16 protein-coding genes are annotated in these 18559 nt (G+C 62.6%); 14 read left to right on the top strand and 2 right to left on the bottom strand.

The window, feature by feature from the left end:
- Positions 1-42 precede the first annotated feature (42 nt).
- From tpiA to DC522_RS15240, 3 genes are all read left to right on the top strand, one after another.
- Positions 43-810, top strand: coding sequence for a triose-phosphate isomerase (tpiA, locus tag DC522_RS15230; protein WP_116529534.1), 768 nt, complete (start codon positions 43-45; stop codon positions 808-810).
- A gap of 187 nt (positions 811-997) precedes the next feature.
- Positions 998-1414 (top strand): preprotein translocase subunit SecG, encoded by a 417-nt coding sequence (secG, locus tag DC522_RS15235; protein WP_116529535.1) that lies wholly within the window; start codon positions 998-1000, stop codon positions 1412-1414.
- 106 nt (positions 1415-1520) lie between these two features.
- The gene (locus DC522_RS15240; protein ID WP_116529536.1) at positions 1521-3149 is read left to right on the top strand and encodes a CTP synthase; all 1629 of its coding nucleotides are present in this window, start codon (positions 1521-1523) and stop codon (positions 3147-3149) included.
- 69 nt (positions 3150-3218) lie between these two features.
- On the opposite strand, the gene DC522_RS37085 is transcribed toward DC522_RS15240, so the two are convergent.
- Positions 3219-5681 carry a calcium-binding protein gene (locus DC522_RS37085; RefSeq protein ID WP_305777710.1) on the bottom strand — a complete coding sequence of 821 codons (2463 nt, stop codon included), beginning with the start codon at positions 5679-5681 and terminating at the stop codon, positions 3219-3221.
- Positions 5682-5856: 175 nt separating this feature from the next.
- Here DC522_RS37085 and DC522_RS15250 point away from each other — a divergent pair, with 175 nt between their 5' ends.
- The 4 genes from DC522_RS15250 to DC522_RS15265 all read left to right on the top strand — a co-directional run bounded on the left by DC522_RS15250 (position 5857) and on the right by DC522_RS15265 (position 9689).
- Positions 5857-6720 carry a VOC family protein gene (locus DC522_RS15250; RefSeq protein WP_116529537.1) on the top strand — a complete coding sequence of 288 codons (864 nt, stop codon included), beginning with the start codon at positions 5857-5859 and terminating at the stop codon, positions 6718-6720.
- 54 nt (positions 6721-6774) lie between these two features.
- On the top strand, positions 6775-7176 hold the full coding sequence (locus tag DC522_RS15255; protein WP_116529538.1) for a DUF350 domain-containing protein: 402 nt from the start codon (positions 6775-6777) through the stop codon (positions 7174-7176).
- Between the two features lie 179 nt (positions 7177-7355).
- Positions 7356-8204, top strand: a complete 849-nt coding sequence (kdsA, locus tag DC522_RS15260) for a 3-deoxy-8-phosphooctulonate synthase (protein WP_116529539.1) — start codon at positions 7356-7358, stop codon at positions 8202-8204.
- A gap of 315 nt (positions 8205-8519) precedes the next feature.
- On the top strand, positions 8520-9689 hold the full coding sequence (locus tag DC522_RS15265) for an MFS transporter (protein ID WP_116529540.1): 1170 nt from the start codon (positions 8520-8522) through the stop codon (positions 9687-9689).
- Here DC522_RS15265 and queF read toward each other — a convergent pair.
- Positions 9674-10123 carry a preQ(1) synthase gene (gene queF / locus DC522_RS15270; RefSeq protein WP_116529590.1) on the bottom strand — a complete coding sequence of 150 codons (450 nt, stop codon included), beginning with the start codon at positions 10121-10123 and terminating at the stop codon, positions 9674-9676. The genes DC522_RS15265 and queF overlap by 16 nt on opposite strands.
- 127 nt (positions 10124-10250) lie before the next feature.
- Here queF and eno point away from each other — a divergent pair, with 127 nt between their 5' ends.
- From eno to DC522_RS15305, 7 genes are all read left to right on the top strand, one after another.
- The gene (gene eno / locus DC522_RS15275) at positions 10251-11534 is read left to right on the top strand and encodes a phosphopyruvate hydratase (RefSeq protein WP_116529541.1); all 1284 of its coding nucleotides are present in this window, start codon (positions 10251-10253) and stop codon (positions 11532-11534) included.
- 484 nt (positions 11535-12018) lie between these two features.
- Positions 12019-13419: a calcium-binding protein gene (locus DC522_RS15280; protein ID WP_165820172.1), complete on the top strand. Its 1401-nt coding sequence runs from the start codon at positions 12019-12021 to the stop codon at positions 13417-13419.
- Positions 13420-13686: 267 nt separating this feature from the next.
- Positions 13687-14001 carry a septum formation initiator family protein gene (locus DC522_RS15285; RefSeq protein ID WP_116529543.1) on the top strand — a complete coding sequence of 105 codons (315 nt, stop codon included), beginning with the start codon at positions 13687-13689 and terminating at the stop codon, positions 13999-14001.
- Positions 14002-14172: 171 nt separating this feature from the next.
- Positions 14173-15234 (top strand): pyruvate dehydrogenase (acetyl-transferring) E1 component subunit alpha, encoded by a 1062-nt coding sequence (gene pdhA / locus DC522_RS15290; protein WP_116529544.1) that lies wholly within the window; start codon positions 14173-14175, stop codon positions 15232-15234.
- 68 nt (positions 15235-15302) lie between these two features.
- Positions 15303-16742, top strand: a complete 1440-nt coding sequence (locus tag DC522_RS15295; protein WP_116529545.1) for a pyruvate dehydrogenase complex E1 component subunit beta — start codon at positions 15303-15305, stop codon at positions 16740-16742.
- A 4-nt stretch (positions 16743-16746) separates the two neighbouring features.
- Complete coding sequence (locus DC522_RS15300) at positions 16747-17043, top strand: DUF5076 domain-containing protein (protein WP_116529546.1); 297 nt, start codon at positions 16747-16749, stop codon at positions 17041-17043.
- Between the two features lie 23 nt (positions 17044-17066).
- Positions 17067-18515 (top strand): pyruvate dehydrogenase complex dihydrolipoamide acetyltransferase, encoded by a 1449-nt coding sequence (locus tag DC522_RS15305; protein ID WP_116529547.1) that lies wholly within the window; start codon positions 17067-17069, stop codon positions 18513-18515.
- Positions 18516-18559: the final 44 nt, after the last annotated feature.

The raw sequence follows: 18559 nt of genomic DNA on the forward strand, positions 1-18559 counted from the left end.
CTCTGCTACTGCCAAGTTATCAAGCATGACAGGAGTCCTGGAATGAGCGTCGAATGGCCGCGCCCGTTGGTGGCGGGGAACTGGAAAATGAACGGGCTCAAGTCCTCGAGCGAGGTCTTGAGCGAGATTCAGGTTGGCTATACCCCAGGCCTGAAGGCCAAGGTCGACCTCGTGGTCTGCCCACCGGCAACCCTTGTGCACAGTTTTGCAGTCGCCTGCGTCGGCTCCCGAGTGGGTATCGGCGGTCAGGATTGCCATGCCAAGGAATCGGGCGCTTTCACGGGCGATCTTTCGGCTGAGATGCTGGCCGATGCCGGCGCAACCTATGTGATCGTCGGCCATTCCGAGCGCCGCCAGTACCACAAGGAAAAGGATGCCGATGTCTGCGCCAAGGCCGTCGCGGCCCATCGTGCGGGTCTGACGGCCATCGTCTGCGTGGGCGAGACCCGGGAGGAGCGTGAGGCCGGCAAGACGCTCGCCGTCGTTCGCAGGCAGCTGCGCGGCTCGATCCCGGTCGATTCCAACAGCCACAACCTTGTGATCGCCTATGAGCCCGTCTGGGCCATCGGCACGGGCCTGACCCCAACGGCGGCAGACGTGGCCGAGGTGCACGCTGCCATCCGTGAGGAACTGCGCCGCCTCGTCGGTAAGGCCGACCATTCGATAGTGCGCATCCTCTATGGCGGCTCCGTGAAGCCTTCGAACGCCACGGAGCTGATGTCTGTGGAGAACGTGAACGGCGCCCTTGTGGGCGGGGCGAGCCTGATTGCCGCCGATTTCCTGGCGATTGCCGGGGCTTATCTGGGATAGTCCTTAACCGCGCACCCAGCCCGTCATGGCCGGCGTAAGTCCGGCCATGACGGGCTGGGTGCTTCAACAATAAAAGCGCCCTTGCGGGTCTTTGATCCTGCGCCCACCTATGCTACAGGCCGCCGCAACGAACGGATTGCGAGCGGCTGACGCGTTTCAAGCGCAGCCGCTTGAGGTTTTTGGAACGATGCAAACAGTTCTCATCATTGTCCACCTGATCATCGTGCTCGCCTTGATCGGCGTGGTTCTCCTGCAGCGCTCCGAAGGCGGCGGCATGGGCCTCGGCGGCGGCGGCGGCGGTGTGTCGGGCTTCATGACGGGCCGTGGCCAGGCCAACGCGCTCACCCGTGCCACGGCGGTTCTCGCCGGCCTGTTCTTCCTGACGAGCATCGCGTTGACCGTCATGGCGACCACCGGCCGCGGTCCTCGTTCGATTCTTGATGGCGCTGCCCCGACGGCTCCGGCCGGCCAGCAGACTCCCGCGGCCCCGCAGGGTGGCAACGTGCTCGAGCAGCTGCAACGCCTTCAGGGTGACCAGCCGGCGGCTCCGGCAACTCCGGCTCCTGGCGCTCCGGCGCCGGCGCCCGCAGCGCCTCAGCAGTAAGCCGAGCAGCAGGGCCGGAACTCCGGCCCTCTTCTTTTGTGGATGGTTTTGGAGTGGCACGATTCGCGATTGCGAATCGGCGCTCCTTATTGATGGATAGGGGTCCATGACGCGGTACGTATTTATCACCGGCGGCGTGGTGTCTTCGCTCGGCAAGGGTCTGGCTTCGGCAGCCCTGGGAGCGCTTCTCCAAGCTCGCGGCTACAAGGTCAGGCTTCGTAAGCTCGACCCATATCTCAACGTCGATCCGGGGACGATGAGCCCCTATCAGCACGGCGAGGTCTTCGTGACCGACGACGGTGCCGAGACCGACCTGGATCTGGGCCATTACGAGCGCTTCACGGGCGTTCCGGCCACCAAGGCCGACAACATTACCACGGGCCGGATCTATCTCGACATCATCACCAAGGAACGCCGAGGCGACTATCTCGGCGCGACGATCCAGGTGATCCCGCACGTCACGAACGCCATCAAGGACTTCGTGCTCACGGGCAACGAGGGCTTCGATTTCGTGCTGGTCGAGATCGGCGGCACAGTCGGCGACATCGAGGGCCTGCCGTTCTTCGAGGCCATCCGCCAGCTCGGCAACGAGCTGCAGCGCGGCCAGGCGATCTATGTTCACCTGACGCTCCTGCCGTTCATTCCGTCGGCGGGCGAGCTGAAGACAAAGCCGACCCAGCACTCCGTCGCGGAGCTTCGCTCCATCGGCATCCAGCCCGACATCCTGCTCTGCCGCACGGATCGCGAGATCCCGAAGGACGAGCGCCGCAAGCTCGGCCTGTTCTGTAACGTGCGCGAGTCGGCCGTGATCGAGGCGCGCGACGCGCGGTCCATCTATGACGTGCCGCTCGCCTATCACGAGGCCGGTCTCGACACCGAGGTTCTGGCGGCTTTCGGCATCACGGATGCAAAGGCTCCGGACCTGTCGCGCTGGACCAGGATTTCCGAGCGCGTGCACAATCCCGAGGGCGAGGTGAACATCGCCGTCGTCGGCAAGTACACGGGCCTCAAGGACGCCTACAAGTCGCTCATCGAGTCGCTGCACCACGGCGGCATCGCCAACCAAGTGAAGGTGAACCTGCACTGGATCGAGAGCGAGGTTTTCGAGAACGAGGATCCGGCTCCGTTCCTTGAAGGCATTCACGGCATCATGGTGCCGGGCGGCTTCGGCCAGCGCGGCGCGGAAGGCAAGATCCGCGCGGCGCAGTTCGCCCGCGAGCGCAAGGTGCCGTATTTCGGCATCTGCTTCGGCATGCAGATGGCCGTGATCGAGGCGGCGCGTTCACTCGCCGGCATCAAGGACGCGAATTCCACGGAGTTCGGCCCCACGCCGGAGCCGGTCGTCGGCATTCTCACCGAATGGCTCCGCGGTAACGAGCTCGAGAAGCGCGTGGCGGGCGGCGACCTCGGCGGCACCATGCGCCTGGGGGCCTATCAGGCGAAGCTCACCCCTGGCAGCAAGGTGGCCGAGATCTATGGCGGCACGGAAATCTCCGAGCGCCACCGTCACCGCTATGAAGTGAACATGTCTTACCGCGAGCGGCTGGAAGCCAAGGGCCTGCGCTTCTCCGGCGTTTCCCCGGACGGCGTTCTGCCCGAGATCGTGGAGTACGAGGACCATCCCTGGTTCATCGGCGTCCAGTACCATCCCGAGCTGAAGTCGCGTCCTTTCGAGCCGCACCCGCTCTTCAAGAGCTTCATCCACGCGGCCGTGGAGCAGAGCCGGCTCGTCTAACGCACGAACGGAAGAGATCGATTTGTTCGAGGCCATGGCTGAGCGCAACTCAGCCATGGCCTGTTTCTTTCAGATCCCGACGAAGTCGTGGTGGTAGAGGGTCGGCTTGTTGGTCAGCGTGGCGATCTTCACGGCGGCGATCCGGCCGCTGCCGTCGGCGTCGTAGTACACGCCGCCCGTGCCCTTGTCGTAGAGGATGCGGTCGTCCGCGTCCTTGGCCACCTTGCCCAGAACGAACGCCTTGCTCGGCAGGGTGCCCGTCGGCAGCGTCTTGAAGATCGTGCGCTTGAGCAGGAACGTGTCGTAACGCGACGAGAAGTCGGTGATCGCGTCCGGGTAGAGTCGGTTGGGCGTGACATCGAACAGGAACTTGTCACTGCCGCTGTTGCCGGTCAGCGTGTCCTTGCCGGTGCCGCCCGAGAGGGTGTCGTTGCCACCCCCGCCGACCAGGGTGTCGTTGCCGGCGCCGCCACCCAGGCGGTCATTGCCAACACCGCCGACGAATTTGTCCGCAGCACTGCTTCCAGACGTTAGTTCGACGGTGAGATCGGCCACGGTGACGGTCAGATCCTTCTCAAAGCTCAGCCCGCCGGCATCCTTGACGCTGACCTTGATCTGATAGGAGGACACTTGCTCGTAATCGAGCAAGACAGGGTTTTTCACCACAATCTGGTTGCCGCTGAGCGCAAAGCGGCCGCCCGCGTCGTCGAGCAAGGTATAGTCGAATTCATCCCAGGTATTCGGATCCTCGGCTTGCAGAGTTCCTACGACGGTGCCTGCGCCGGAAAGCTCCAGGACGGTCCCTCCTGAAAGATCGATATCGGTTGGTTGGGCATTGGCATAGGTGCCACTGATGTCCGTCACCGCTTCGATGCCGTGCTGGAAGAGCAGACCGCGCTCGCGAACGGTGAAAGCATCCCCAACGAGGATCACTCTGTCTGCCGTGCCGGCTGTTCCATCCAGCAAGAATGCGGCGGTCTTGTCGTTGAGCGTGACATTCGTTCCGGCAGCATCAGTCAGCGCGATGCCGACATTCAGAAACATCTTGTTGCTCAGGTCAAAGGCATTGCCGGAGAGGCGGAGCGCATTGGTTCCACCACGTCCGTCGATCACGGCGAACTCAGCCAGCCGGGCCGCGTTCGCGACGATTGTGTCATTGCCCGCCGAACCGCGAATGACTTCGAAGCCGGACAAGGCCGCCGCAACGGTCAGGTCCAAGGTTCCGGCCTCTGCCATGGCAAGCGTATCGACTCCGCCATTGCCGAAAACCCTGTCGCCGGCATTGAGCGTTGTTGGCACCACGGAAAGAGTCTCGCTGACATCGGCACCAACAGCGATATCGCTGCTGTTGGTGAGCGTCTCGCTGGAAGTTGGCGAGAAATGGCGCACGAAAACATCCGGGCCGGCGGTTGCCTGACTATAGGAGGTGTAGGCGACCAGCCAGCTTCCGTCGGCCAAGGCGGTGACTTGAGGGGTGTATTGATCGGCTATGACCGTTGTCGCCACGAGGGTTTCGCCACCGATGGGTGACCCATCCGCGAAATAACGCTGCTGGTAGATACCGACACCCGACCCATCCTGCATGTCGGATTCCCAAGTGACGACCCAGCTTCCGTCGGCCAGTCCAGCGACGCTCGGATTCTTTTGATCGGCAGCGATCGTTGTGTTGACTCTGGTTATCGCGCCGACCGGATCGCCATCGCTGTCAAAGCGCTGCTGATAGATGCCGCGCCCCCAGCCGTCCTTATTGTTCATGATCTCCCAGGCGACGACCCATCCGCCGTCGGAAAGAGCTGCCACGCTGGATTCAGATCCAAAAAGATTCGTACTAGAGGATGAGTAGACGGTGATGTCGTCTCCAACGGGATCCCCATTCTTGTCATACCGCCGCTGCCGGATATCGCCGGACTCCCACGTGACGATCCATCCGCCGTCTGCAAGGGTCGTTACGCTAGGGCTCTCCTGAGAATTGACGGCGAACGTATTGACCTGTGTCTCCCCTCCGATCGCCGTGCCGTCCCGGGCGTAGCGCTGCTGATAGATCTCCTGGCCACTGGATCCCGGGCCTTGCCAGGTAACGACCCAGCCTCCGCCCGTGCCGTCAGGAGCCAGCGGAAGCACGGTGACGCTGGGGTACAGCTGGTCACCCGTTGTCGTGGTATTGATCAGCCGGTCCTGCGGGTTATTCGAACTGTCTAGAAACTGGGGCGCACCGTCCGCATCGAAACGCTGCTGATAGATCCCGTAGCCCGATCCATCTTGGTTGCGAGAGTGCCAGGTGGCGAGCCAGCCACCACCGGGCAGCGCCGTCAGGACAGGGGCCTGCTGAGAGTCCGTGCCGGTCACGTTGATCTTCGTCTCTACGCCGACCGGATCACCTTGAGCATCGTAGCGCTGCTGGTAGAGGTCGATACCCACGCCCACTCCTACCCAGGCCACAACCCAGCCCTCGGCGAGCACGGTTATGCTTGGGCTGTCCTGAGTGCCTCCCGTAACCGTGTTGATCAAGATTTCCGGGCCGGCATTGATCACGGATATCGTCATGTGGTCTCTCGTTCCTAGCTGATTCTCCTGTCCAGCCCGCAGACCGGAAGGAACAGGATGCTGTTATATTACAGCGATGCCTGTCTGCAACTCGCATTAGCAACGCTGTTCTCCACTTCAGCGTCCTTGCCGTCGCACCCTTGAGGCCCCACATAGAGGCTCCATGACCCGCCGGATCGATCACCTCGTCATTGCCGTTCACGACCTCGACAAAGCCGCCGACTTCTATCGGCGTCTTGGTTTTCAGGTCGGCACGCGCAACCGGCATTCCTGGGGCACGGAAAACCGGATCATTCAATTTCCCGGAACTTTCCTCGAGCTGATCACGGTGGGCGAGGGGGCTCGGATCCCGCCGCACAAGCCCGGGCATTTCAGCTTCGGTGCCTTCGTTCAGGATTACCTGCGGGATCGCGAAGGTCTCGCGATGCTCGTGCTCGACAGCCATGATGCCAAGGAAGACGCGAACTCCTTCGCCGAGAAGGGCATCGGCTCGTTCGAGCCGTTCCATTTCGAGCGCAGCGGCAAGAGGCCTGACGGAAGCGAAACCAAGGTGGCTTTCACGCTCGCCTTCGCGGCGGACCCGATTGCGCCGAAGGCAGGTTTCTTCGTGTGTCAGCAGCATTATCCAGAGAATTTCTGGAACCCGGCTTTTCAGGTCCATGAAAATGGGGCCACGGGTGTGGCGACGGTCGCCCTCGCGATACCAGAGCCGGATCACTGCAAGAAGTTCCTGACGGACTTCACCGGCTCAATTCCGACCTCTCCGGCCTTGCATGATCTCTCATTCCGACTCGCTGATGCGCATCTCGATGTGATGACCCCGGACGATGCGGGCGAAACCTATATCTCGGTCGAAGCCGAGCTGGATCAGCCATCGTTTGTCGCATTCGCCGTGCGTGTGGAAGACATTCACAATCAGGCCAAGCGCCTCGATGCGGCGGAAGTTCCATACCAGCATGTGGGGAGCCGGCTTGTCGTGCCGGCGAGTGCGGCCTTCGGCGTCGCGATAGCCTTCGAGGCTGCATAATAAATTAACCATAGCCCTGTAACGATATAAGAAGTTAACCGTAAGGGGCTGATCATGACTTCAATTCTGGCGGGCTTGCTCGACTTCCTGATCTTCTTCGTCATCGCCATTGCGCTCGTGGCGCTGTATCTCGGTACCTACACGGTTGCGACGATGCACAACGAGTTCACCCTGATCCGCCAGAACGTGATCTCGGCCTCGACAGCCCTAGGCTTCAGCCTCGTCGGCTTTGCTCTTCCTCTCGGCAGCGCCATCGTGCATGCGCAGGGGATTCCCGACCTGCTCGTCTGGGGCCTCGTGGCACTGGCGGTTCAGATCGTCGTGTACTGGCTCGTGCGTATCGTGATGCCGAATCTCTCCCAGCGGATCGCTTCCGGCGAGATGGCCGCGGCCCTGTTCTTGGGGGCAGCCTCGCTGTCGGCGGGCATCATCAACGCGGCGTCGATGACGTTCTGACAGGCTCGTGTCATCCCTGGTGGTGCGAAAGGATCCGGAAGGGGATCCATAATAGCACAGTGCCTGAACGTGGATTCCCTTCCCCTCCATTGCGCTCCGGCCGGGAATGACACCGGAGCGGACTGGTTATGATGCATCACCGCTTTTCGTCTTGGCCGAAACAGGTTAGGTGAAGGTTCATGACCGATATCAAACAGTCCCCTGCCGTCGTCGAGGCTGGCTCCGTCCGCTTCGGCAATCATCTCCCGCTCAGCATCATTGCTGGCCCCTGCGCCATGGAAAGCCGCGACCACGCACTGGAAATGGCCGCCGCTCTCAAGGAGATCACGGGCAGGCTCGGCCTCGGGCTAGTCTACAAGTCGTCCTTCGACAAGGCGAACCGGACCTCGATTTCGAGCGCCCGCGGCATCGGTCTCGACAAGGCTCTCGGCATCTTCGCCGAGGTCAAGGAAAAGTTCGGCCTTCCCGTCATCACCGACGTGCACGAGAACGATCAATGCGCTCCCGTGGGCGAGGTGGTCGATATTCTCCAGATCCCGGCGTTTCTCTGCCGCCAGACCGATCTCCTGGTCGCCGCCGCCAAGACGGGCCGTGTGGTGAACGTGAAGAAGGGCCAGTTCCTGGCCCCCTGGGACATGGCGAACGTCGCCGCCAAGGTGAAGGCTGCCGGCAATCCGAACGTGATGCTCACCGAGCGTGGAGCCTCCTTCGGCTACAATACGCTCGTCTCCGACATGCGCAGCTTGCCGATCATGGCGGAAACCGGCGCGCCGGTGATCTTCGACGCCACGCATTCCGTGCAGCAGCCCGGCGGCAAGGGCACGACTTCGGGGGGCCAGCGGGAATACGTGCCGGTTCTGGCCCGTGCTGCGGTTGCCGTGGGCGTGGCGGGCGTCTTCATCGAGACGCACCAAGACCCGGACAAGGCCCCCTCCGACGGTCCCAACATGGTGCCGCTGAGGGAGTTGGAGAGCCTGCTCGCGCAGCTCAAGGCGTTCGACGCGCTCGCCAAGGGCAGGGCGGTTTAGGATTTCATCGAATTTCATCGATCTCTCGTCTTCCTGAGCGCCTGACGCACTGGACAAGACTAACCCAGTGAGAATCCGGGCCGTCCTTCGTCATGGCCGGGCTTGTCCCGGCCATCCCGATCCGAAAAAGCGCAGCGCTCTCCGCATCGGGATCACCGGCACAGGGCCGGTGATGACGTGAGTGTGAGAGCAGTGTTGAAGAGCTTCTTATGACGTTATGAGAGGGCAGATGTGCATTTCTGCCTCTCCCGCTGACTAGGGGTCATGATATGGAGCGATAAGGCTCCATCTCGTGGCCTTCTTCGTTAGAGCGTCATGTCCTCCCGCAACCTCATCCTGATCCTCGCCGTCAGCGGCTTTGCCAGCACCTTCTCCGCCCGCGCGGTCGAGCCCATGGTCGGGGTGATTGCCCGGGACCTCAACTCCACGACGCAGACCATCGCGTTGCTCTCGGCAGCCTTCGCGCTGCCTTACGCCTTCATCCAGCCGATCCTCGGTCCTGTTGGGGATGCACTCGGCAAGGAGCGTGTGATGAAGGTGGCTCTCGCGCTTCTCTTTCTGGCTCTTGCGGGCTCCTTCTTCGCGCCCAACGCCGAAACGCTCTTCGGCTTGCGGATTCTCGCGGGCGCTGCTGCCGGCGGTGCCGTGCCGCTCTCCATCGCGCTCATCGGCGACCGGGTGGAGATGGCCCAGCGCCAGGTGGCGCTCAGCCGCTATCTCGTGGCCGTCATCGTCGGCCAGCTCGCCGGTTCGGCGCTGGCGGGACTTCTGGCGGAATGGATCGGCTGGCGCGGCGTGTTCGGCCTCTCGACGCTCATGATGGCCTGTGCGTTGGCCGCGACAGCCATCGGGTTTCGCGGAGCGCTTCCGGGCGGCAGGTTCGATCCTCACGCGGCGATCCTGCGCTACCGGGACATCCTGTCCAATCCCCGTGCGCTGTTCCTCTTCGGCTCCGTCTTCGTGGAGGCCATCGCGGTCTTCGCCGTCTTCCCCTATGTCGCGCCGCTGTTGGAGGAGCGCGGCGGGGGCGGGGCGACCGAGGCCGGGTTCGCCATAGGCGGCTTCGCGATTGGCGGGCTCGTCTACTCGGCGCTCGTGAGCTGGATGCTGAAGCACTTGGGGATCAGCCGCATCCTTCTTGGCGGCGGGCTCTTCGCTGCGGCGGCTCTGGTGGCCTTGGGCTTTGTCGGGGATTGGAAGTTCTATTTCGTGGCCCTGCTTCTCATGGGCCTCGGCTTCTACATGCTCCACAACACCTTCCAGGCTCAGGTAACCGAGGTCGCTCCGGGAGCGCGCGCCTCTGCGGTCGCGCTCCACGCGTTCTCTTTCTTCTGCGGCCAGGCACTCGGTGTCGTGCTTATGGGCTTCGGCCTGCGTCACATCGGGCTCACCGCCTCGACCCTGACGGCCGCCCTCATCATCCTCGTGGTTGGCCTGACCGCCTCGCTCGTTCTGAGGCGGCCGGCTCCTCAACGGGCGCGGTAGGGCGCAACGCCCTGGTCGGGCAGCCAGAGGTTTTTCGGCAACTCGCCGGTCTGCCAGAACACGTCGATCGGGATTCCCCCGCGCGGGTACCAATAGCCGCCGATCCGTAGGTAACGAGGCTCCAGCAGCTCAGCGAGGCGCTTGCCGATAGCCACCGTGCAATCCTCGTGGAAGGCGCCATGGTTGCGGAAGCTGTGCATGTAGAGCTTCAGCGACTTCGATTCCACGAGCCAGGGACCCGGCACGTAGTCGATCACGAGGATCGCGAAATCGGGCTGGCCGGTCACCGGACAGAGTGAGGTGAATTCCGGCACCGTGAAGCGGGCGAGATAATCCGTATCGGGGTGCGGGTTCGGCACCCGGTCGAGCTGGGCTTCTTCGGGGGTCTGGGGCAGGGCACTGGCCTGGCCGAGCTGGAGATGGGTCTCCGTCATCATATTTCACCTTGGATCAAGACGTGATCGGTTGCTCTCGTCCTTGCCCGCTTACGCATTTCGGTCAATAAGCCTTTTCATGACGTGAGGCCGCACCGGCCGCCCTTCAGCCCCAGGAGTCAGCTTAATGACCGCGATCATCGACGTTTTCGCCCGCCAGATCCTCGACAGCCGTGGCAATCCCACGGTCGAGGTGGATGTCACTCTCGAAGACGGTTCCATGGGCCGTGCGGCCGTTCCCTCCGGCGCTTCGACCGGCGCTCACGAGGCTGTCGAGCTGCGCGACGGCGACAAGTCCAGGTATCTCGGCAAGGGCGTGCTGAAGGCCATCGACGCCGTGAACAACGAGATTCTCGAGGCCATCGGCGGCATGGATGCCGAGGAGCAGGTCGCCATCGACGAGACCATGATCGAGCTCGACGGCACCCCGAACAAGGGCCGCCTCGGCGCCAACGCCATCCTCGGCGTTTCGCTCGCCGTCGCGAAGGCCGCCGCCGAGGCTTCGACCCTGCCGCTCTACCGCTATGTGGGCGGCACGCAGGCGCGCGTCCTGCCGGTTCCGATGATGAACATCATCAATGGTGGCGCGCATGCGGACAACCCCATCGACTTCCAGGAATTCATGATCATGCCGGTCGGCGCGCCGACCCTGGCAGAGGCCGTGCGCATGGGCGCCGAGGTGTTCCACACCCTGAAGAAGGCCCTGAAGGATGCCGGCCATAACACGAACGTGGGCGACGAGGGCGGCTTCGCCCCGAACCTGCCTTCCGCCGAGGCTGCGCTCGATTTCATCATGAAGTCCATCGAGCAGGCCGGCTACAAGCCCGGCCAGGACATGGTGATCGGCCTCGACTGCGCCGCCACCGAGTTCTTCAAGGACGGCGCCTATCACTATGAAGGCACAGGCCAGAAGCTCTCGCCACAGCAGCAGGCCGAGTATCTGGCGAAGCTCGTCTCCGCCTATCCGATCGCCACCATCGAGGACGGCATGTCCGAGGACGATTGGGAGGGCTGGAAGGCCGTGACCGACCTCGTCGGCTCCAAGTGCCAGCTCGTCGGCGACGACCTCTTCGTCACCAACGTGAACCGTCTCTCGCAGGGCATCAAGCAGGGCGTCGCCAACTCGCTCCTCGTGAAGGTGAACCAGATCGGCTCGCTCACCGAGACGCTTTCCGCCGTCGATATGGCCCACCGCGCCGGCTACACCGCCGTCATGTCCCATCGCTCGGGCGAGACGGAAGACTCCACGATTGCGGATCTCGCCGTCGCGACCAACTGCGGACAGATCAAGACCGGCTCTCTCGCCCGTTCGGACCGGCTGGCCAAGTACAACCAGCTCATCCGCATCGAGGAGGAGCTGGGATCCCAGGCGCGCTACGCAGGACGCGCGGCGCTGAAGGCTTTGGCGTAAGGTAACTACATTTCAGTTAATATGGGGAAGGGCCGCACGAAGCGGCCCTTGTCTTGTCCATCTCTGTCATGGCCGGGCTCGTCCCGGCCATCTCGATCATTGCTGGCGCAGCGCCTCAGAAATCGAGATTACCGGCACAAGGTCGGTAATGACATGCGGGATACGGCCAATGGCGTCGCCGACGCTCTATAGCATCTCGGCTTTTGCAGCCTTCTATTGGGTACTCTTCCAGGCGGGGAAGAAGACGCATAAGGCGCAAAAAGGCGTGCTACCGCGACGTCTGATATTACAAAACCAACCTTCCTCACCGCACCTTTCGCAGTGTTATTGCGGTAGAAACCGATTGAATGATATATCCTCTCAATGAACTTCGCTGCAATGGAGGAGAGGCATGTCTACGGTAAACACCATCAATGCAAACATCACTACGATCGGTCCCGGCGATCACGGTTACGACGGGTTCGTGGAGGTCGGGGATGGCGTTATGGTCAACCCAGGAATTACCGTAGCGGTGGGCGGAGCGGGAGCGCACGGCATCTTTTCGAATGTTGCGGTTAGTGTCGTCAGCGTTGGCTCGGGTGCTCTAGTCTCAAGCACGCAAGGGATCGGTATAGCCCTCACCGGGCTAGTGAATGGCTCCGTTGGCGGAGGCGCAGTCGTAGTCGATAGCAACGCGACGGTCGCCGGGGCTCAGTATGGCGTGACCCTGGATGGCAGTTCAAATTTAATTCGTAATTCAGGTACCATTCGCGGCGCAACTGGAGCCAAGATCGGCGGCAATTTTGCATCCGGAAACATTATCCAACAATCCGCATCCGGTTCGATCATCGGAACGGGAGCAGACAGCCATGGCTTGGATATTGTGGGAGATGCCTTGGTCGAAAATGCGGGTCTGATTCAAGGATCAATTTCCGGGATCACCTTCCGCTTGGGGCGGGCTCTCACCCTCGTCAATGAGGGCACAATCCAGGGCAGCACGGCAGTCAACGTCAGCAGTAGTATGGCAATAAGCAAAATCCTCAATTATGGGCATATCGAGGGAGCCATATTGCTGGGAAACGAAAGCGACGTCTATGAAGGCCGCGGCGGATCGGTGACCGGAACGGTCTTTATGGGTGGCGGCAACGACAAGTTCTTTGGCAGCACCGGCGCAGAGGCAATCGATCCGGGCCTCGGCAACGACACGATCGACGGCGGCGGTGGCGCAGATGTCGTCCTTTATTTTGATAATCGGGCTAATTACGCGATTGTGTCCAATCCGGACCGCAGCTTTACGATTACGTCAGCTGGAGGTGATACGGACGTTCTGCGGAACGTGCGGTCGGTGAGGTTCGACGATGCCGAATTCGCTTTGGCTTTCAACCTGGCTGGAACTTCGGGGGCAAATGCCATCGTCGGCGGCTGGGGCGATGATACCCTCTCTGGCAATGCCGGCAACGATACTCTGAATGGCGACCGGGGGGCAGACCAGCTCATCGGCGGCACCGGCAACGACCGGCTGAACGGGGGCTACGATAACGACACGCTGGACGGCGGCACCGGCAATGACATCCTGACGGGCGGCACAGGCAACGACACCTTTGTGTTCAAGGACCGGCTGAGCACGACCGGCAACGTCGACAAGATCAGCGACTACAACCGGAGCTATGACAGCCTCCAGCTCGACAACCGCTACATGCCGAAGCTGGGGGCCGCCGGCCGCCTGAGCAGCGCGAAGTTCGTGCTCGGCCCGAAGGCTCTGGATGCCAACGACCACCTGATCTACGACCGGGCCAAGGGCTATCTCTACTACGATGGGGACGGCTCGGGCAGTGCCGCGCAGGTGCTGATCGCCCAGTTCACCAACAAGGCCGTGCTCACCTATTCCGAGTTCACCGTCATCTGACGGGATGCACGGCAGGAGCGAGTCAGGAAGGGGCTGCTTGAAGCGGTCCTTTTCTTTGAAGGACTATCTTCGTCGTGACCGTCCTCCATCATGGCCGGCCTTGCGCCGGCCATCCACGTCTTGAGAGCCACACCGGACAAAGACGTGAATTCCCGCCATGGATCCCGGGAACAAGTCCGGGGACGGGGAGAGCCGGGGGGCGCGAAAGGCGGGGCGGCGCCGGCTCCCTAACGGGTTCTTAACCATGCCGGGTGTAGGACTCGGGGCATGGTGATCCGCAGGCGACTGAGACGATTTTTGATTCCGCTGATGCTCTACAGCGTCTCGGCGGCTGTCGCTGCATACTTCGTACACCATGCCCATAGCGGCGCACGCGGCATCGAGGCTCAGCAGCAATACGAAGCCGAAGTGGCCGAGTTGAACAAGGAACTCGGTACTCTCAAAACGGAGCGAACGAACTGGGAGCGTCGTATCGCGTTGTTGAGAAGTGACCAGATCGACCGCGATCTCCTGGAGGAGCGGGCGCGCGTAATGCTGGGTCGTGTACATCGTAACGATCTCGTCATTATCACGGGCCCTTAACCGCATTAGCCCGAAAGAACTGCTTAACTGGATTTGTGTTAATCGCTAATTCTCCTGATATTACAGTACCTTGCGCGATTTATTGTGCAGCGCAAAACATCATTCCGGCCTCTCGCTTTCCGATATCGACTGCGCTAGAACTTTCGTCGAGGAAACCCTTCGGAGGAACCGATGGCTGTTGCTGCCCGCAAGGCGGGCCGTGCCGGTGCAGGCGCGGCTAACAAGTCCACTTCCAGCAAAGGCTCTGCGCGCGGAGCTGCTCCCAATACCCCCCAATTCGACAAGAACCAGGATCTCGCAGCCTACAACGACATGCTGCTGATCCGTCGCTTCGAAGAGAAGTCTGGCCAGATGTACGGCATGGGCCTCATCGGCGGTTTCTGCCACCTCTATATCGGCCAGGAGGCCGTCGTCGTCGGCATGCAGATGGCCACGAAGGACGGCGACCAGGTGATCACCGGCTACCGTGATCATGGCCATATGCTGGCCTGCGGCATGGATGCGAAAGGCGTCATGGCCGAGCTGACAGGCCGCCGTGGCGGCCTGTCGAAGGGCAAGGGCGGCTCCATGCATATGTTCTCCAAGGAGAAGCATTTCTATGGCGGCCACGGCATCGTCGGCGCCCAGGTGTCGCTCGGCACCGGCATCGCGTTCGCGAACCATTATCGCGACAACGGCAATGTCTGCCTGACCTATTTCGGCGACGGCGCGGCCAACCAGGGCCAGGTCTACGAGAGCTTCAACATGGCGGCGCTGTGGAAACTTCCCGTCGTCTACGTGATCGAGAACAACCGCTACGCCATGGGCACGGCGGTGACCCGCGCCTCGGCCCAGACGGATTTCTCGAAGCGCGGCGTGTCCTTCGGGATTCCGGGCGAGCAGGTGGACGGCATGGATGTCCGCGCGGTCTACGCCGCCGGCCAGCGCGCCATCGACTACGCCCGCTCCGGCAAGGGCCCGTACATCCTCGAGATGCAGACCTACCGCTATCGCGGCCATTCCATGTCCGATCCGGCCAAGTACCGTACGAAGGACGAAGTGACCCGCATGCGCGAGGAGTTCGATCCGATCGAGCAGGTGCGCCGCCGCCTGCTGGAGAGCTGGAAGCTGTCGGAAGACGAGCTGAAGGCGATCGACGGCCGGGTGCGCGAGATCGTCAACGAGGCGGCCGAGTTCGCCACGCACGATCCGGAGCCCGACGTGTCCGAGCTCTACACCGACATCCTTCTCTAAGTCTCGGCGGCGCTTCTCTAGCGCCGCTCCCGAACTTTCGCCGCAGCGACAATCAACACGAGTCTTTCATGGCGACCGATATTCTCATGCCCGCCCTCTCACCCACCATGGAGCAGGGCAAACTGGCCAAGTGGCTGAAAAAGGAAGGCGACAAGGTCAAGCCCGGCGACGTGCTGGCCGAAATCGAAACCGACAAGGCGACCATGGAGGTCGAGGCGATCGATGAGGGTATCCTCGCCAAGATCCTGGTTTCCGACGGCACCGACAATGTGGCCGTGAACACGCCCATCGCCATTCTCGCAGGCGAGGGCGAGGACGTGTCGGCGGCCGCTGCCACGACGCCTTCTGCTCCCGCTCCGGCCGCGCAGCCCGCACCTACTCCGGACATGCAGGCTGAAGGCCTCGCTGATCGTCCGGCTCCTGCCATGCGTCCGCAGCAGACGGATCTCTCAATGCCGGCTGCTCCCTCGGTGATCACGAGCCGCACCGCCTACAACGCCATGGCCGAAATTCCCGAAGGCACGGAGCTGGTCAACATGACCGTCCGCGAAGCCCTTCGCGATGCCATGGCCGAAGAGATGCGCAAGGACAACGCCGTCCTCGTCATGGGCGAAGAGGTGGCCGAGTACCAGGGTGCCTATAAGGTCACCCAAGGCCTGCTGCAGGAATTCGGTGCGAAGCGCGTGATCGACACACCGATCACCGAGCACGGCTTCGCCGGCGTCGGCGTCGGCGCAGCGTTTACTGGCCTCCGGCCCATCGTCGAGTTCATGACCTTCAACTTCGCCATGCAGGCGATCGACCAGATCATCAACTCGGCGGCGAAGACGCTCTACATGTCGGGCGGTCAGCTCGGCTGCCCCATCGTGTTCCGTGGCCCGAACGGTGCTGCGGCCCGCGTGGCGGCGCAGCACAGCCAGGACTATTCGGCCTGGTACTCGCAGGTCCCCGGTCTGAAGGTCGTGGCACCCTACACCGCGTCTGATGCGAAGGGCCTGCTCAAGAGCGCCATCCGCGATTCGAACCCGGTGATCTTCCTCGAGAACGAGATTCTCTACGGACAATCCTTTCCGGTGCCGAAGCTCGACGACTTCACCGTGCCGCTCGGCAAGGCACGCATCCACCGCGAGGGCAAGGACGTCACCATCGTCTCCTTCTCCATCGGCATGACCTATGCGCTGAAAGCCGCTCAGGAGCTGGAAAAGGAAGGCATCGATGCCGAGGTGATCGACCTTCGCACCATCCGCCCGATGGACACCGAAACCATCGTCGCTTCCGTCATGAAGACGGGCCGCTGCGTGACGGTGGAAGAGGGCTGGCCGCAATCGGGCGTGGGTGCCGAGATTGCCATGCGCATCATGGAGAACGCGTTCGATTATCTCGACGCTCCCGTGGCTCGCGTGACCGGCAAGGACGTGCCGATGCCGTATGCCTCGAACCTCGAAAAGCTGGCGCTCCCGTCGGTGGCCGAGGTCGTGCAGGCCGCGAAGGCCGTTTGCTACAGGTGAGATCATGACAGAGCGGAAATTCGAAGCTCTCAACGCTCCGCCTGATGCGCTCGAAAAGGGCGGCATCGAGATTCTGAGGGCTTCGGTGGTCGATGGGGCGGTGAGCATCGCGCTGCGCCGCGCCTTCGACGATCCGTTCACCTGGGGCGTGCTCCTGGTGGATCTCGCCCGTCACGCCGCGCGCGTCTACGCCATGGAAACCGACTTCTCGGAGGAAGAGGCCCTGGCGGAGATCGTTTCAGGCATTCAAGCCGAGCTGGACAATCCGAGCGATCCCGGCTCCTCGCAAGCCGTCAACTAATCCAGATCAGGATCCAACACGCCATGCCCATCAATATCCTGATGCCTGCACTTTCTCCCACCATGGAAAAGGGCAACCTTGCCAAGTGGCTGAAGAAGGAAGGCGATACGGTGAAATCCGGCGACGTGATCGCCGAGATCGAGACCGACAAGGCCACCATGGAAGTGGAGGCCGTGGACGAAGGCGTCCTCGCCAAGATCGTCATTCCGGAAGGAACGGCGGATGTGCCCGTGAACCAGGTGATCGCGCTGATCGCCGGCGAGGGCGAGGATCCGAAGAGCGTTACCGCTCCCGCCGCTGGCGGCGCCGTAACTCCGACTCCTGCACCCGCGCCGAAGACCGAGGCAGCGCGGGCTCCCGCGGCTCCAGCAGCCGCGCCCGGACCGCAGGCGAACGCCATTCCGGGCGATCAAGCTGCTCACATGGCTTATGCCCGCGTCGATCAGGCTCCGGCCGGTCCGGCGCAAGCCGCGATGCCGACCGGGGCAGGGCCGCAGGCTGGCGGCAATCGCGTGTTCGCCTCGCCGCTCGCCAAGCGCATCGCGAAGGATGCCGGCATCGACATCGCGTCCATCCAGGGCTCCGGTCCGCATGGACGTGTCGTCGAGAAGGACGTGCGAGTGGCTCTTCAGGGTGGTGCTGCGAAGCCTGCCGCTGCTCCCGCTGCCGCAGCTCCTGTTGCCGGTGCTCCCGCTGCGAAGCCTGCGGCTGCACCGCAGCTGGCTCCGAGCATGGGGGCCGATCAGGTCAAGGCCATGTTCGAGGCCGGGACTTACGAGGAGGTGCCGCTCGACGGCATGCGCAAGACCATCGCCAGGCGCCTCGTGGAGTCGAAGCAGACCGTTCCGCACTTCTACCTGTCGCTCGAATGCGAGCTCGACGCGCTCATGGCGCTGCGCGAGCAGATCAATGCCGCAGCGGGCAAGGACAAGGACGGCAAACCCGCCTACAAGCTCTCGGTGAACGATTTCGTCATCAAGGCGCTCGCCATCGCGCTCCAGCGCGTGCCGGCGGCGAACGCCGTGTGGGCTGAAGATCGCATCCTGAAGATGAAGCATTCGGATGTCGGCGTCGCGGTTGCGATCGAGGGCGGCCTGTTCACGCCGGTCGTGCGCAAGGCCGAGCAGAAGACGCTCACCACGATCTCTGCCGAGGTGAAGGACATGGCGGGCCGCGCCCGCAACCGTCGCCTCAAGCCTGAGGAATACACGGGCGGCTCCACCGCCGTGTCGAACCTCGGCATGTACGGCATCAAGGACTTCCAGGCCGTCATCAACCCGCCGCACGGCACAATCCTCGCCGTCGGCGCGGGCGAGAGCCGCGTGGTGGTGAAGAACGGCGCTCCCGCCGTCGTGCAGGCCATGACCGTGACGCTCTCCTGCGATCACCGCGTGGTGGACGGCGCGCTGGGCGCTGAGCTTCTTGCGGCCTTCAAGCAGCTCATCGAGAACCCGATGGGGATGCTCGTCTAAGGATATCGTCATGGCCGGCCTCGTGCCGGCCATCCACGACTCAT

It is taken from the genome of Microvirga sp. KLBC 81, assembly GCF_003075415.1.
Taxonomy (GTDB): Bacteria; Pseudomonadota; Alphaproteobacteria; order Rhizobiales; family Beijerinckiaceae; genus Microvirga.